Source organism: Bradyrhizobium barranii subsp. apii (genome assembly GCF_011516635.5).
GTDB lineage: Bacteria > Pseudomonadota > Alphaproteobacteria > Rhizobiales > Xanthobacteraceae > Bradyrhizobium > Bradyrhizobium barranii.
Genome location: NZ_CP096255.1, coordinates 1269809 through 1285197 on the forward strand (window position 1 = coordinate 1269809; position 15389 = coordinate 1285197).

General features: G+C 61.5%; 12 protein-coding genes and 3 pseudogenes. 11 read left to right on the forward strand and 4 right to left on the reverse strand.

The window, feature by feature from the left end:
• The first annotated feature begins 238 nt into the window (after positions 1–238).
• Positions 239–1521 (forward strand): annotated as a pseudogene (locus HAP41_RS06085) (IS256 family transposase).
• Between the two features lie 948 nt (positions 1522–2469).
• Here HAP41_RS06085 and HAP41_RS06090 read toward each other — a convergent pair.
• A complete protein-coding gene (locus HAP41_RS06090; RefSeq protein WP_166064748.1) occupies positions 2470–3744 on the reverse strand; it encodes an IS256 family transposase in 1275 nt (424 codons plus the stop codon).
• A 1934-nt stretch (positions 3745–5678) separates the two neighbouring features.
• Here HAP41_RS06090 and istA point away from each other — a divergent pair.
• From istA to HAP41_RS49970, 5 genes and pseudogenes are all read left to right on the forward strand, one after another.
• Positions 5679–6925, forward strand: a pseudogene (gene istA / locus HAP41_RS06095) (IS21 family transposase).
• Positions 6925–7781, forward strand: a pseudogene (gene istB, locus HAP41_RS06105) (IS21-like element helper ATPase IstB). The pseudogenes istA and istB overlap by 1 nt, the downstream one beginning before the upstream one ends.
• Positions 7782–8573: 792 nt before the next feature.
• The gene (locus tag HAP41_RS06110) at positions 8574–9089 is read left to right on the forward strand and encodes a hypothetical protein (protein ID WP_166104314.1); all 516 of its coding nucleotides are present in this window, start codon (positions 8574–8576) and stop codon (positions 9087–9089) included.
• Between the two features lie 204 nt (positions 9090–9293).
• Complete coding sequence (locus tag HAP41_RS06115) at positions 9294–9689, forward strand: hypothetical protein (RefSeq protein ID WP_166104310.1); 396 nt, start codon at positions 9294–9296, stop codon at positions 9687–9689.
• A 555-nt stretch (positions 9690–10244) separates the two neighbouring features.
• Entirely contained in the window at positions 10245–10370 is a 126-nt protein-coding gene (locus HAP41_RS49970) for a hypothetical protein (protein ID WP_256459636.1), read from the forward strand.
• Between the two features lie 21 nt (positions 10371–10391).
• Here HAP41_RS49970 and HAP41_RS06120 read toward each other — a convergent pair whose 3' ends face one another.
• The gene (locus tag HAP41_RS06120; protein ID WP_057848204.1) at positions 10392–10592 is read right to left on the reverse strand and encodes a hypothetical protein; all 201 of its coding nucleotides are present in this window, start codon (positions 10590–10592) and stop codon (positions 10392–10394) included.
• A gap of 617 nt (positions 10593–11209) precedes the next feature.
• On the opposite strand from HAP41_RS06120, the gene HAP41_RS06125 reads away from it, so the two are divergent.
• Positions 11210–11452 (forward strand): MerR family transcriptional regulator, encoded by a 243-nt coding sequence (locus HAP41_RS06125; protein WP_224580947.1) that lies wholly within the window; start codon positions 11210–11212, stop codon positions 11450–11452.
• Positions 11453–12330: 878 nt separating this feature from the next.
• Positions 12331–12633 (forward strand): hypothetical protein, encoded by a 303-nt coding sequence (locus tag HAP41_RS06130; protein WP_166104306.1) that lies wholly within the window; start codon positions 12331–12333, stop codon positions 12631–12633.
• Between the two features lie 35 nt (positions 12634–12668).
• On the opposite strand, the gene HAP41_RS06135 is transcribed toward HAP41_RS06130, so the two are convergent.
• Complete coding sequence (locus HAP41_RS06135) at positions 12669–13118, reverse strand: DUF6314 family protein (protein WP_224580946.1); 450 nt, start codon at positions 13116–13118, stop codon at positions 12669–12671.
• 150 nt (positions 13119–13268) lie between these two features.
• Between HAP41_RS06135 and HAP41_RS06140 the strand changes: the two genes are divergently transcribed.
• On the forward strand, positions 13269–13499 hold the full coding sequence (locus tag HAP41_RS06140) for a hypothetical protein (protein ID WP_063985827.1): 231 nt from the start codon (positions 13269–13271) through the stop codon (positions 13497–13499).
• A 7-nt stretch (positions 13500–13506) separates the two neighbouring features.
• Here the strand turns inward: HAP41_RS06140 and HAP41_RS06145 are convergent, their stop codons facing one another.
• Positions 13507–14460 carry an AraC family transcriptional regulator gene (locus HAP41_RS06145; protein WP_166104299.1) on the reverse strand — a complete coding sequence of 318 codons (954 nt, stop codon included), beginning with the start codon at positions 14458–14460 and terminating at the stop codon, positions 13507–13509.
• Between the two features lie 301 nt (positions 14461–14761).
• Here HAP41_RS06145 and HAP41_RS06150 point away from each other — a divergent pair, with 301 nt between their 5' ends.
• Both HAP41_RS06150 and HAP41_RS06155 read left to right on the forward strand, forming a co-directional pair.
• Positions 14762–14989: a hypothetical protein gene (locus HAP41_RS06150; protein ID WP_166104295.1), complete on the forward strand. Its 228-nt coding sequence runs from the start codon at positions 14762–14764 to the stop codon at positions 14987–14989.
• On the forward strand, positions 14986–15237 hold the full coding sequence (locus HAP41_RS06155) for a GCG_CRPN prefix-to-repeats domain-containing protein (RefSeq protein WP_071909307.1): 252 nt from the start codon (positions 14986–14988) through the stop codon (positions 15235–15237). Before HAP41_RS06150 ends, HAP41_RS06155 begins: the two co-directional genes overlap by 4 nt.
• Positions 15238–15389 lie beyond the last annotated feature (152 nt).

Consider the following 15389-nt stretch of genomic DNA (forward strand, 5'->3'; position numbering starts at 1 on the left):
AGGTCTGATCGCTCGGGGCGATATCCCGTGGCGGTCTTTGCATGGGATGCAACTTCGGTTCGTCACAACCTAGAGCGTGATGACTTTAGTTTTGGCCATATCCGGCGTCGGCGAAGCAATTGGCACATTCGGCGGGTGAGGAGCTATCGCTGAAAGTTGGTGACGGCGGGAATCGGGAAGGCGGCATATCGTGGGGGTGCTTGACGCCTCCACTTCTCCACCGAAGGAGCGATATGCCGTGTCCAAAGATAACATCATCAAGTTGATTCAGCCAGGAAACGTCGACGATCAACTCACCGAAATCTTGCGCAATGGGGCGCGTGCTCTGTTGGCCCAGGCGGTCGAGGCTGAGGTCGCGGACTTTCTCGGCAAGCATGCCGATTTGAAGACTGCGGACGGCCACCAGCGCTCGTGCGCCACGGTCACCTGCCGGAACGCGAGGTGATGACCGGTATCGGTCCGGTCGGCGTCCGCCAGCCGCGTGTACGCGATCGCGAGGCGGAGGCTACCGATCCCGACCGCATCCGGTTCTCTCCGTCGATCCTGCCGCCCTACATGCGCCGCTCGAAATCGATCGAGACGCTGCTGCCGATCCTTTACCTGAAGGGTATCTCCACCGGCGACTTCTCCGAGGCTCTGGCGGCGCTGCTCGGCAAGGATGCTGCCGGGTTGTCGGCATCCGCCATCGGCCGTCTGAAGGACGGTTGGCTTGACGAACACACCGCGTGGCAGAGGCGCGATCTGTCGGCGAAGCGCTACGTCTACATCTGGGCCGATGGCATCCATCTCCAAGCACGCCTCGAAGACGAAAAGCAGTGCATCCTGGTGCTGATCGGCGCGACGCCGGAAGGCCGCAAGGAACTGGTCGGCTTCACCGATGGCGCCCGCGAGAGCGCGCAGGACTGGCGCGATCTGCTGCTCGACCTGAAGCGGCGCGGGCTCGGCGTGCCGCCGCGGCTCACCATCGCCGACGGCGCGCTCGGGTTCTGGAAGGCCGCCGGCGAGGTCTGGCCGAAAACGCGCGAGCAGCGCTGCTGGGTACACAAGACCGCCAACGTGATCGCCAAGTTGCCGAAGAGCCAGCAGCCTAAAGCCAAACGCGCGTTGCAGGAGAGCTGGATGGCCGAAACCAAGGCCGCCGCCGAGCTGGCGTTCGACGCCTTCATCGAGAGCTATACGCCCAAATACGAGAAGGCGGCCGACTGCCTGAGCAAGGATCGGGACACGCTACTGGCGTTCTACGACTTCCCGGCCGAACACTGGAAATACCTGCGGACCACCAATCCCATTGAAAGCACCTTCGCTACCGTGCGCCACCGCACGATCCGATCAAAGGGCTGCCTGTCCAACAGAACGGCGCTCGCGATGGTCTTCAAACTGCTTGAGGCCGCGCAGAAAAGCCGGCGTCGTCTCGATGGCCACAACCAGTTGCCAAAACTCGTTCTCGGTGTGACATTCAACGACGGGATCGAGCTCATCGCCAAACCGACTGACCGTCAGCCCATAACCGCCGCCGCCTGACCGGCCGCGCCGTCACCAAAATTTGGCGATAGCTCTTCTGTCCAGCACCGTCATCCAACTGCCGACATTGGTAGGTTGTCGCCCGCCTTCTCACATGAGAGACCTTCCATTGTGGCTCGACACGGTGCCGCGCCACTCTCTCTCTGGCTTTTACTGAAGCCTAGATTTGAGACGACGAGAAGCCCGACCACCCGGAGATTGACATGAAGAGCACAACTGCAGACGCGCCTAAGCGGCCATCGCGGCCCGATACAACTGACCTCCCCTTACCGGTACTGCCACCTCCCACTATTCAGGGAGAGAAGGGCCCCTTCCCTAACGACAGCAGTAACTTCGGCTACCTTTAAGATCATTCTTAACTCCGTTGCCGCCTCTCCCACGAGAGGCGGCAACGTTTAAGGAACAAATGCTCAAGGCCACTCTGAAAATAGCCGACTTGGAAAACTACGATCCTGTTGCCAAAGGCAGTTCGATACAGGTTGGTGAAAGCTACATCCGGCCGTTCCAACATAAGAGTCTTGAGAGTTCGTTAGTGAAGAACACTGAGCAATGGTTCTTCGTCATACGTGAGCGTCAAGTAGCGGCGGACGGGGCTGGCGTTCATTCGGTCGTAATAGCCCATGCGTCTATGGATCAGTTTCGTCAGCACTACCAGAAATGTATGCACTGGCCGCTCGATTTTATCGTGATCGAGGCGGCTCGACGGGGCCCTCGGTTGCGTGTACGAGCAGGCTATATAGCCAGCCTCCCAATTTACTTCCACGTGGAGGAGCGCACTCGTACGGTTACGCTCTCCTGGGATTTCATAGATCTCTTGGATAAATCGGGAACGATCGATAGAGAAATCGTAGCCCATCATCTATCTATGAGAACGTTCTACTCTGCGCGACAGGGGGGATGTCCCGATCGCTGTTGAACTACGTCGGGTCGACGTTGCCGGAATGAATATTACGCAGCCCTCGTGACGTGGGCAACGGACTTGATTGTCATGCGATCGTGGTGAGCTTGAAGGGCCGCACGCAGAACCGACAATTGCTTATGCGCCTTCAATCGTCGGAAGCCCTTGTTGGCCTCGATCATACCGGCCGCGACCCATCGCAAGGCCATACCGGCATCCCGCCAGCGTTTAACGTTGCGCGTGACGCGGCGAATGGTGCCCATCATGTTCTCGGCGATATTGGTACAGGCGAGCGATCGGCGAAGCTCCTTCGGCAACTTCAACCGGACGACAGTCAGGATTTCGTCGAGGCCTTCGAGGATACTGGCCGCAACGCCGGGCCATTGCTGGTCGAGTCGACGCGCGAGATTGCGGATCAATTTTTCAGCCTTGTCGGCGTCATCGAGCTCCCAGGCCTGGCGCAGCACCCGGCGGGTGGCCGCATGATGCTCTTTCGGCAGGCGTTCCATGATGTTGCGCGCCTTGTGGATCTGGCAGCGCTGGATCGCAGCGGCCGAACCGAAGGTGCGGCGGATCGCCTTCGACAACGCCTTCGCGCCGTCGGCGATGAACAGTCTTGGCACCGTCGGGTCGAGCCCGCGCGAGACCAGGTTGTCCAGCAGGGCCTGAACCGTTGCTGCATTCTCGGTCGCCCCTTCCACCAGCGCCAGCGGATGCTTGTTGCCTTCGCCGTCAACCCCGATCGCGGCCACCAGCACGAGATCGTCGTCGAGATGCAGCCCGTCGATTTGGACCACCAGAAGGTCGAGCGCGGACAGATCGGCAGCCATGAAGTCGGCCAGCCGCGCCGCCGACAGAGCCACGAACCTCCGCGAGGCCGCCGACTTCGAAATCCCCGATCCGGGCGGTGCCGGCACGTCACCCTCGGGCAGCCGGACGGCGCGGCCGAACCGGCGCGTCGACACATTGATCAGCATCAGGTTCATCGCCCAGCGACCGAGCCAGTCCTCCTGCGCCGCCGTTTCCCAGCTCGGGATCGTGACCTCGCGGCCGTCCATGCCCCGGACCCGCGGGCGATCGACCTCGATCTTGCCGCCGTGGAAACCGATCCGCCCCCGCGTTCGGCCCCAACGGTGCGCCCGCCGCGCCGCATCACGACCGTGGCGCGGCCCGCAGGCCGCTGTCACATCCGCCTCCATCATCGTGCCGAGCGCCTCGATTCCTGCCGCAAGGCAGAACCGATCGAAGCTCGCTCGCACTTCCGCAAATGATTTCTCCACAGCCCCGGTCGCCGGCCAACCAGCCGGTGTGATATCTCTCGTCATGGCGTTGCTCTCCTTTGTGGAATCAGCACCCCGAGCCTACCGGCTCAAGGTGGGCAACGCCGACCTCTTCAGAAATTCAACAGAACCCGGGACATCCCCGCGACAGGCCCGCGTTGGCGTTAATCTGCTGACTGCTGGCGCCACCTTGTACGTCGACAGATCGCAAACGTCATTTGAGTACGGCGCGACAACTTCATCAGCCCCTGAGCTCTCTGGACGAGAGGGGAGCAATTATGTCCTTGAGTTTTCTGATACTCTTCAGGCGGTTGTTCGTTCGCGGCCGACGGCCTTCTGCGCAAACGCCGTGGAGCTGAGCGGAGGAATGGACTCCGCTTCCGTCGCAGTTGCTGTTAGCGAGAGTGTAGCATCGCTAGCATGTGGCGGGATACTATTGGGCGACGGGAGTAGCCCCAAGCAGATTGACCGCCGAGCTAACATTTTGAGCGCACTGGATTGTCGCGATCACAAAGTTGACATGCACGCCCACATGCCGGCGATTGATCTAGATCTTGACCTGAAAGGACGCCTGCCACTCATTTCAGAGTATTACCTTGAGGCGTTCGGGTCACTCTGGGATCGGTTCCGAGGTGATGGCTGCGAAATAATCTGGACCGGCATAGGAGGAGACGAGCTTTGCGCTCGCTTCAGCAGCGACGAGGAGGAACCCAGATCTCCGTCTTCACCCGACCTGGATATCGCACTTGGGCTTGCAGAAGACCTATTGACGAAACGCGGGCTTGACGCCGCTCGTTCATCCTTCCTTTTTAGCGCCCCCATCAGCGCCACTCTATCCACAACTCTGCTCGCAAGTCTTTGTCATGCTCGCCCACTCGCGACGCGAGGACTTTGGCCCGTCCGCCCATTCGGCGATCCGAGATTGATCAATTTTGGAGCGAAGCTTCCGTTTGCACTTCGCTCGGGCAAGGAGCTCCTCCGTTCTTACTTGCGTGAGCGCTTGGGCTCTGACGTATTTCCACGCGGTTACGCAAAGGAGACTTTCGCGCTTGTACTGCCAAAGGCGATTGCGGCTCGTGCGGACATAATTTCATCACAGCTTGCTTCTTGCGCCTTGGCCGACTTCGGCTTGGTTTCGCAAGAGGCTGTCATGGCACTCTTGAACAGGGTGATAACAACACACGAATTTTCCGCAACGAGCACCTTGGCACGTTTTTTATGGGCAGAACGTTTCGTTCGGCAACTCTGTTGATTGCGCCATTATCAGCGAGGGGACATTCCCGGGCAAGGCACGGGTCATTGCAGCTACCGCTTCAGACCATTTTTCAAGGATAGCTATGTTGATCTCGGGGTCCAGACCGGCGGCGTCTTGCGCAAAATCTACGAGGTGAAGTCGAGTTGCGAGCGGCAGGCGCTCTACACGGCGATCGGGCAAGTCGTGGTTCACGACGATACCCGGAATGGCGATTGCAAGCGCCTAGGCCGCCTCTAATCGGCTCGCCAGATCGCTCGCGCCGATATCAGAGACATGAACGGAGGCAGCCTTCGCCGCCGCGCGTGAAGCCGGAATTCGACCACCCGACCTTGCCACGGCAGATCGGCTAAAGCGTCGCACGTAATGGCTGTGGACGCGACTCGTCTGGCAGACGCAACAGGGACACAGCAAGACCGCTGACTTCAGCCGAGCCACGAGCGCCACCCTGTCGGTCCGGGGAAGGATCTGGACAATCGAAAGCTCGGGGGAAACCAGTGAGCGGAAGGCTTGGAGCAAGGCGAATCACGGGCGCCGACTGCGATTCCGACCTTATGCCCTTATTCGCACTGTCCGTGAATCCTGCACCCTGCTGTCGCGCGCCATGGAAAACTGCCCCCTCAGCGTCACGAGGAATTGCCCCCTCCTCGGATAGCTGAGGAGAGAGTGAATCAAGCGGGAACGAATCACTGAAGGCTCGCCGTGGAATGATCCCCGGGGGCAGGTGATGAGGACGCCGGATGACGTGGCGGAAATGATGCGCCTGAGAGCGTGCGGGTGGGGCGTGAAGCGGATTGCGCGGCAGCTTGGCTGCAGCCATCACACGGTGAAGGACTACGTGGCGGCGGGCGGGTTGAAGCCGTTCAAGTCGCCTGAGCGGCCGAAGCGTCTCGACGGCCTTGAGGGCTGGCTGCGCGAGAGGCTCATTCGGCATCGCGGCAATGCCGACGTGGTGCGCCAGGACCTGTTGGCCGAGAAAGGCGTGGCCGTCAGCCGGCGGACACTGCAACGCGCCGTGCAGCCCTATCGCCAGGCGCTGAAGGCGGAGGCGCTGGCGACGACGCGGTTTGAGACGCCGCCGGGCCGGCAGCTGCAGATCGACTTCGGGGAGCGTCTGGTCGAGATCGGAGGGGCGAAAGTCAAGGCATTCGTGTTCGTGGCAACGCTTGGACACTCGCGACGGCTCCATGCGCGTGCGTTCCGGGCCGAGAGGCAGGAGCATTGGTTCGCCGGGCTCGAGAGCACGTTCACGACCTTCAGCGGTGTGCCGGAGGAAGTGCTGATGGACAATCCACGCGCGCTTGTCGTGCGCCACGACGCGGTGAGCCGGTCGGTTCAGTTCAACGACAAGCTGATAGCCTTCGCAAAACATTGGGGCTTCCGTCCTCGCGCCTGCGCGCCATATCGGGCGCGCACGAAGGGCAAGACGGAGAACGGCGTCGGCTACGTGAAGAAGAACGCGATCGCCGGTCATTCCTTAGTTGGGAAGCATTCGAGGCGCATCTCGACAGGTGGGAGCGTGAGGTTGCGAACGTTCGTATCCACGGCACGACGGGCGAGGCGCCGATCATCCGCTTCGCGCGTGACGAAATACATCGGTTGAAGCCGCTCGGCGGGCAGCCGTCGTTCGGATCCTTGCGTGAACTGACCCGCGTCGTCGGCAATGATTGCGCCGTCGAGATTGATACGAACAGCTACTCGGTGCCGTGGCGCCTTATTGGCGAGCGCGTAGCGGTAACGATCGCGGCCGGCGAGGTGCGGATCCGCCATGGCGTGCACCAGGTCGCGGTTCACGAGCAATCGAAGGGGCGCCGGCTGCGGATCGTCGATCCGGTTCATCTCGACGGTGTTGCCGGGCGCAATGGCGCGGTCCGCCGGCCGGAGACTGCAGCGGCGGTGCCGGGATCGTCTCCACCGCATTCGTTGTTGCGTCCGCTTACCGAATATGAAGCCGTGATCGGGGGAAGCTTCTGATGACGCGCGCAAAGAAGGCAACCGAAGCACCGACCGATCCGCTCGATGCCATGCTGGCGCGATTGCAGCTCTCCGGCATCCGCGATCAGCTCGACAGCCTGCTCGACGAGGCGGCGCGCGCGAACCTGTCGGCGCGTGAGACGCTGATCTTGCTGTGCGAACGTGAGATCGCGCGCAAGGATCATCGCCGCATCGATATGGCGCTGAAGCTTGCACACTTCCCGGCCGTGAAGGAGCTCGCAAGCTTCGACTTCGAGGCGCAGCCCTCGATTGATCCCAAGCAGATCCGCGACCTGGCCGCATCACGTTGGATCGCTAATGGAGAGAACGTGCTGTTGCTCGGGCCGCCCGGAGTCGGCAAGACGCACCTGTCGATCGCGCTGGGCGAGAGGCGATCCTGGCCGGGTACACGGTGCAGTTCACCACGGCGACGACACTGGTCGCAGGCCTTGCCAAGGCGCATGGCGAACGGCGTCTGGATGAGAAACTGCTCGCGCTGTCGAAGCCAAAGCTGCTGATCGTCGACGAGCTCGGCTACCTGCCGCTGGAACCTGACGCGGCGCATCTGTTCTTCCAACTGGTCAGTCGGCGCTATGAAACTGGCGCCATGCTGATCACCTCGAACCGCAGTGTTGCCGAATGGGGCACCGTGTTCGCCGATCCCGTGGTCGCCACCGCGATCCTCGACCGGCTCTTGCACCACAGCCACGTGCTGACGATCCGCGGCGACAGCTACCGGCTCCGAGCCAAGCGCAAGAGCGGCCTCATCAAGCCGCCCGCCGCTGACGGCCCTCCGGTCGGCTCCGCCTCCCTCCGTCCCGTCAGCGGCGGAGCCAACCTTCAACCGAGATCATAATCCCGATGGTGGAGGCAGTTCTTCATGACGCAAAGGGGGCAGTTCCGGATGGCGTTTGACACCTCGGGCGCATGCGGCGCGAGAACCTGCCAGATGTATGATCCTTGCGGCTGCTCCAATGCGTAGGGGGCCCTAGGTCGCTCTGGTGCTTCTCGAGAAACCAAGCGTACCACCGGCCTGCCAAGGCCAAGGCGTTGAGTTTCGTGAGTGGCTGGCCCTGGCCCTTTGCCGCCGCGCGGATGCGTTCGATCCGCGTTTCGACCTCTGCCAGCCATTGTCCATGGAGCGCTTTGGCCTGAGCCTTGGAGGTTCCTGCCGGGGTACGGAGGATTGCCTCGCGGCTGACGCCGTATAGCCGCTTGTATTCTGCGCGAATATCCTTCGGGATGGCCTTGCGAATTTTCGTCGTACCTGTTGCTGAGAAATTTAGCGCAGCCATTCGGATGGGCATCTGTATCGCTCTTTGTATTGAGAGCGAGCGAAATGGTCTGGCTGTTCAATTACTTGCTGCGGCAGAAGCACTTAGGGAGCGCTCTGGTACAGTTGGGTGGGCTCGAACCACCGACCTGTTCCACAGGAGCCGAGCTTATGGCCGCCATCGAACAGGGGCCCTACACGCGACCTGACCCTGTGGATGCTGGGACTACCGGGGGTAGATACGCGCAGCATATTGAGCTACACGCCTTGCGACCGTACTAATTGTAGGCATGCGAATCGGGAGTTCCTGGAACCCGGCAGGCTCAACACAAAGAACAAAAGGAATCTTTTGGGTTCGTTCTCATAGGGGCGTTCATGACCAAAGACGGTCGTAAGTCGCGTGGTACGAAAGGTTCTGAAGTCAAAGTGTTACCCTGGCGGACCTTCAAGGACCGTCGGTCAGGTATCTGGATCGAGGAGACGGTGGCGCAGATCACGGAGACTGGCCAACCGGAGCTGATCGAGTCCCTGTATCGAAACAGCATCCCGAAGGATGCCAAGTTCAGGAAGCTCTGGCAGCTCATCACGGTCAATGGGACCAGGCGGCCGGACGGCGACCTCTGCCCCTGCCCGATGTGTGCACCAAACCGCTTTCTGACCGGCACTCTCGTCTGGTTTCCCGACCTCCAGTGCTGCGCCTTCATCGGCAACTGCTGCGCCGACGCCGACGTCTTGGCCGAGGCCGACAAGGGTATGGAAGTTCGAGGAGAAGAGGAAGTTCGAGGAGGACTACCTTCTCGCGAACCTGCCGCTGGTGGCTCCGAAGTTGGCCATCTTGGAGAAGCTGAAGCCGGTCGCCCTGGAGGCGACGCGGGCCTATCGGAAGTTTAGGACCAGCCTCCCCCAAGTCCATGAGCTGCTTCGCAGGATGAAGCATCCGCACGGCGGTCAGCGCACCCTGACCGAAATCATCCGCAACGAGTCGACCGAGGACGAGTCGGACTACTACGGACCCGCCGGCTCAAAGGGCGAGGCAAGGACGCGATCGAGACCCGGGACCATACCTTCGGTTCATTTACCGGCCACACCGCTGTCGTGAAGGACTATAACGCCATCAGGGATCTGGAGACGATCCACCGCAAGCTGGCGTCGGTTGCGCCAGATGGCTACGGCGACGAGGCTCTGTACTTCATCGCCGACATGTCAGTACAAGAGCGCAATGTCGCGGTCATCATTCTCCAGGACGTCGAGGAACTCCTCGCCGTATTCAGACACAAACTGAAGGATCTTGCCTCCTGCTACACCCGCGCAAACGCCGAGAACCTGAACCAGTTTTTCACGCACGAACTGAACAGCATCTACTACAAGGTGGAGCTGACCAGCGTCCGCAGTCGCCCGACCATGTGGTTCAAGAAGGGCGGCGGCTTCTCCGACCTCATCCTGGAGTCATGGGCCAACAAGCTCGACTTCGAGTGGCCCAAGGCAGACTGACGACCACAAAGCAAAAGGCCCCGGGTGACCGGGGCCTAAAACTGGTGGGGTATCAGCTTGGTAACAGGTACTTCACGTAGCAAGAAGCTGGCGTGACAGCGCTCAACCCTTTCGGGTCCCCAGTGCCGTAAGTGCTGCTAAACCTTTTCGAACCGTCGAACGCATCGTGCTACGGATGTGATTGCGCGGTTTGCTGACGGGTGCTTTTATCTTCGGTTTCTCCACTTGGGCTTGGTTTTGGTGAACTTCGGCTTGAGCGGAGACCCTGAGCTGAGCGTCCCACGTCGCTTTCGGCGTCAGCGTGAATTACGAGTACCATCGCTGATCTCGAAATCCGCGTTTGTTTTACCGCATCGGCTTCAGGCGGCGCAACCCAGGAAGAGCCGCCGTGCCGACATAGTAAGCTGCAGCCACGGTGCAGGTTCTTCGGGCACCATTCCGCGGTCTGGGCCGGGGTTTAGCCTCTGCCCGCCTGCACTTAAGGACCTCCGCGAGTACCTCAATCGCTATGTCTACCTGCCGCGGCTAGAGAACCAGGAGGTTCTGGTCAAGGCCGTGCAGGCTGCCGTGGGCGGTACGCTTCCCGGTCCGTTTGCCTACGCTGAGCGATGGGACGAGAAGTCGGACACCTATCTAAGCCTTGCGATCGAGGGAGCCGTCAATGCGGCAACACTCTATTGAAGAGCATCATGATGCCGCCTTCTAGCGCTGGTGACCAAGCCGGATTCCAAGCTTGAGCGCCTTTTGGCGGAGTGAGCCTTCGGAGCGCTTTGTGAGCTTCGCAATTTTTGCAACCGGAGTCTTGGCTTTCGAATGAGCGCGCAGCTCCTTTACGTCAGCCTTTGTGTATTCGCGACGCACAGGTTTCTTCTTCGTAGCCGTCTTCTTTGCCTTCTTCGCCACTTTTAGCTCCTCGATTCGAGAGCGGGCGTACTAGCACAGCCGCATTGAGGCGCAACTCTCCATCGGTTGACCCTATAGGCTGGTCCGATGCGTGAACTCGCTCATGATGTCAGGTTTGCCGGCGATTTGATGCCGGAGAGATTCGGCCCCTGCCCGAGGTTCAATCACGCATTGACGCGCTGCTAGCGGCGGGTATGACCACCAGTGCTGCAGAATTCATCCGCGACGAGCGCGGCGTCCAGACGTTTCAAAAGGCCCCGGGCCGGGCGCTCGCGCGCCTTCACGCCGACTTTCGTCTTTTCTTTGCACACGGGGCCAAGTGAGCACGGGGACGGCGTGTTACGAACTTGCCAACAGCGCATCCGGTCTGTCCGATTTGTACGCTATAGCGCGCAGGAGTTAGTCGCGGCATCAGAGAGCCTTTTGTTTGGCACCGTAGGCGACATAGATCGACGCATCCGGGCAATTGGGCTGCGCGCAGCTGGCGTCGAATCAAGTCAGCATGAACCTCATCAGCTACCACAAAAGCAATGCCTTCCTGGTAAGCCCGCGCCGACACCAAGGTCGCGCCATGGAAATTCCTATGCCGATCTCGCTCAGCGGGACTTGATCCGATTGTGGCGGAAATCATCGAAGCACACACAGAAACCATGATTGACAATGATAACAACAAGCGGCGCCGGCTCGTCGAGTTCAAGGATGGTTGCCGCTATGGCAAATTCGGAAAGACTAAGGCTTATGAGCTGATCGCCCACGAGAGGATCAGAGCGTACAAGATGGGAGGTAAGACCATGATCGATCTCGACAGCGTGGATGAATATCACGCTTCGCTGCCGAGGGTCGAAGCGAGAGCAAGCTAGACCGCCGATCTGCGCAGCGGAACGGCAGGCGCACCGTCGCGCAGGCTGTCGAGGCGATCAGTGCAACGCTGCATCAAACGCACGCGTCCGGCCCAATAGGCAGCACAGTTATAGATGCCGAGGATCTTGTCGGCCTCTGCCAAGGCGGCGCCGCACCACCTCATCGCGCCACCAGCGCTACTTTCTCAGTGTAGTGGGCGAGTTGGGCTTCCACTACATCGCCGTCGAACGCGCCCTCCTCGTTGAGCAGTGGGCGACGCGGTCGAGTGGAAGCCGTGCGCCCAATGGTCGCCGCCGAGGCAGTATCGCAGTTCGTGCCCGCAGCCCCGCGTTCTGTGTGTTGTTGGACATTGGCAGGCCATCGTCATTGGACGTCCAGCATCGCGGATCAGCGCCGCACGATCAGCACATTTGGTGTCGGTCTCGCGCCCAGGCAATAGAGTCGCCCCGAAGTCGTCCCAGCCACCGGCATTTCGATTCATCGCCAGGTTCGATTCCGGTCGCGACATTGAAGACCGGAACGGCATGGTGCCAGCCCTGCTGCCGGGGGAGCCTGCTCTTTTTTTGCCAGCTGATACGGCCGTCTGCTTGTTGGTATTTCTGTTGGTATTGGCAACATTCGACTATAAAAATTTATGCGAATTCAGACAGTTATAGTATTAGGCGGTTGTCGGCCAGGGGCACCAGCCTTCGCTGCTTCGCAGCTACGGCTGGGCGAGCCGGGCGCAAATCGATCCATGCGAAGCAGCGAAGGCTGTCCCGCCGGAGCCTTGGCGAAGGCGGACTAGATCAACGAGTCCGGTATTCCCCTCCCCTTCCAATCGTCACATCCCACCTGTATAAACCGGTAGCTTCTTCTGTAACTCGAAGGAGCTCACATGAACGACCTGCATACGTGGCTTTCGCAACAGCACCACGGCCTGCGCACCTTCCGGACATTTCAGCAAAAGCTCGAGACGCTCGGCCGGGACGATCCCGCCCAGCGGGGTCTTTGCCGCCTGTTGAGCGGCCTCGTCGGCAGCTATGTCGAGGCCTTTGACGAGGAGCCGTTGCCGGTCGAAATCGCCGATGGCGCATATCAGCGTCTGCTAACGCTGGTTGAGAGCATCGATCTACACGGCGACGCCAACCGCCGGCTCGCCGATATCAACCGCGTGGCGGAGAGTGAGCTCTGGCGGTGAGAGGCGGCACGGCCGTCGCCATCGCGCCGGCATGATCACGGGAAACGCGTGTAGGTCGTGTTCATCGTGTAGTCCTTGCGTGGACCCGATACGACATGACGGACGACGAACGTTCCATCCGGCCGAAACATGTAGGCCGACTGATAGTCGTCGTGCTTGCAAAGATGGCGCGCACGTCCGCTCAGCTTTCCTCCGGAAGCTGCGGACAGTGAAATCTCGTGAAACAGCCGCGGCGGATCTTCCCTGAAGAAGACCTTGAATCCGCCCTCGCTGTTGCTGAAGACGTATTCGCGTTCGGCCTGCACAATGGTGCCGTTCGCGAGCTTCAGATGTCCCTGCTCGCGATAGGCCAACCGCCCCCCGTCCAGGGGCGTGAAGATCGCGATACCCTGCATCGTAGCCTGGCCTTCGATGACGCGGTTGAAGGACCACGAGCCGATCAGCCTTTTCGTGACGTCCGAGGCGTCACCCCAACTATCGATCATCGCTTCATTCATATCTTCAGACCTGCTCTTTAGACCTGCGCAATTAACCAGCCGGTCCAGCCTCACAGGACCCGCAGCGGGGAGTTCGACTTCAGCGAGCCGATACCTATATCCTATCGCAACGAAATGGTGATCCAGCGAGCAGCTTTGATGGCCAGGAGACGCACGACGGAAGCGGACGCCGACGACCTCCCCCGCTATTTCGTCTGGGTCCGGGGCCTCGAAGGCCCCGAGCCGCAGAAATGGATGGCGATGGATTTCGGCATCGGTGACTGGAAGCGGCCGCAAGTGCTGGCCTTTCTGGAGCTGCCGGAAGGCGAACGGCACCTGCCGCTGTCGGCGCTGGCGCGCCGCTATCCGCCGCCGCGGGTGGAGACCTAGCGCTCTCTCACTTCCCCCTCGCCGCGGTCGGCGTCAACCCAAACCGCCTGCGGAAGCAGCGGTTGAAATAGGAGAGGTCGTTGAAGCCGCAGGCGATGTCGCTGATGCGGCCCTCGCGGTGTGCCAGGAGGTCGGCGGCCTTGCGCAGACGCAGTTCGGTGAGGCGGGTGGTGAAGCTGGCGCCAGCCTCGAACAGCAGCTCGTTGACGTAGCGCTCGGATAGGCCGGCGGCGGCGGCAAGCTTCTGGGCGGAAAAACCCGGCTCGTGGAAGCGCGCCTCAAGAATCGACAGCACGGCCTTGAGCCGCACGGCGCGCAGGCCCCCGCGTCGCGCGGCAGTGGCGATATCGCTGCGGGCACCGAGACCGATCGCGGCAAGGTCGAGCAGATGGCCGGCGATCGCCATGCCGGCCTCGTCGGCGGCCGTGGGATTGCGGAGGAGGAGATCGCTGTAATCCATCGCCAGCGACAGCGCGCCGCCGGGCTCGAGCTCGCAGCCGACGAGATCGTCGATGTCGGCGACCATCGCGCGCAGCGTATCGACCGGCAGATGCACGTTGGTGAAGCGCTTTTGGCTCGCGCCGTCGGCCGCGAAGAACGGCTCGTCCAGCTTGAGCAGCACCATCGCTCCCGGCCGCATGGTGAATTCGCGGCCACGATGGATCACCTGAGACGGAAGATCTCCGGTGTTGCGCGCGAGGCAAAAGCGGTCGTCGCCGGTCTCGATCACCTGGCGCTTCTCGCGCCGGACCGTGACGAAGCTGCCGTCGCAACGGCCGAGCATGGTGGTGCCGATATGGATAGAGTTCATCGTGGCGCGAAACGGCACGTCGGACGCCGGATCGAGCTCGCCGGTGTTGGAGAAATGCTCGAACAGCTCCGCGAAGCGGATGAAGCGCTGCCGGTCGGACAAGTCCTGTGGCAGCATCTCGGTCGAGAGCGACTTCCTGATGACGGACATCGAGAACGACTTTTCGAGAATGGCTTTTCTAAGTTCTTAAAAAAAGGCTTGGCGCTCGCCGAACCTCGCACGCCAAACGGACGCCCGCAGAAGACCAGCATACCGCAAGCTATCAGCACGCCAACGTGAATCAAGCCGCGCTGGTCAGTCCAAGCTGCGACGGCGCTGGCGCCGGTCAGTCCAAGACGCCCCGCACAGGCGGGCCCTATTCAGGCCGCGGATGCAGCATCCCGGCACAGACCGGACTGCGTCCGGGCAAACGGGCGGCCCCAGCCTGACGCCCGCTGGAGGAGACAACGACATGCGAACCTCTCTACCCCGCAGCCTCGTGCTCGGCGGCGCCATCGCGACCAGCCTCTGCATCGGTTACGCGCTGGGCGCGCAGCCGCACATGGACGAAGCCATCGCGATCCTGCAATCGGCCCGCGCCGAGCTCGGCAAGGCCGAGCCGAACAAGGGCGGCCATCGCGAGAAGGCGATCGGGATGCCGCCGGCCATTGAAGCAACGGCATTCGGGAGGAAGACATGATACGCACCCTGTTTGCCACGGCTCTCACGCTCGGCGCGATCACGGGCGTTGCCCAGGCCATGCCGCTCACCCTGCTCAACGCAGGCGCGAACGGCGACGTCATCGCGGTCGCCGGCGGCTGCGGCCCCGGCTGGCACCGCGGCCCCTATGGCGGCTGCCTCAGGAACTACGCCAACCCCGCCGCGCATGCCTGCCCGCGCGGCTACCATATCGGCCCCGGCGGCGCTTGCCGCGGCAATGGCAGGTAGGAGCTGAACACTCCGCCTCTCCCCACTCGCAGGGGAGAGGCGTCCGCCGACATCACGCCTCTCGCCACGGGCACCAGCAAGACCAAACGTTTTCGTAACCGTCATTGCCGCGGCGTCCGACCGCGGCAGGGCGGCGGCGCGATCCCGCTTGC

Bases quoted from the DNA above. Each gene is read 5' to 3' on its own strand.
- HAP41_RS06090 (WP_166064748.1), bottom strand. From the start codon at position 3,744: ATGACGAGAGATATCACACCGGCTGGTTGGCCGGCGACCGGGGCTGTG.
- HAP41_RS06110 (WP_166104314.1), top strand. From the start codon at position 8,574: ATGACCAAAGACGGTCGTAAGTCGCGTGGTACGAAAGGTTCTGAAGTC.
- HAP41_RS06130 (WP_166104306.1), top strand. From the start codon at position 12,331: ATGAACGACCTGCATACGTGGCTTTCGCAACAGCACCACGGCCTGCGC.
- HAP41_RS06135 (WP_224580946.1), bottom strand. From the start codon at position 13,118: ATGATCGATAGTTGGGGTGACGCCTCGGACGTCACGAAAAGGCTGATC.
- HAP41_RS06140 (WP_063985827.1), top strand. From the start codon at position 13,269: ATGGCCAGGAGACGCACGACGGAAGCGGACGCCGACGACCTCCCCCGC.
- HAP41_RS06145 (WP_166104299.1), bottom strand. From the start codon at position 14,460: ATGTCCGTCATCAGGAAGTCGCTCTCGACCGAGATGCTGCCACAGGAC.
- HAP41_RS06150 (WP_166104295.1), top strand. From the start codon at position 14,762: ATGCGAACCTCTCTACCCCGCAGCCTCGTGCTCGGCGGCGCCATCGCG.
- HAP41_RS06155 (WP_071909307.1), top strand. From the start codon at position 14,986: ATGATACGCACCCTGTTTGCCACGGCTCTCACGCTCGGCGCGATCACG.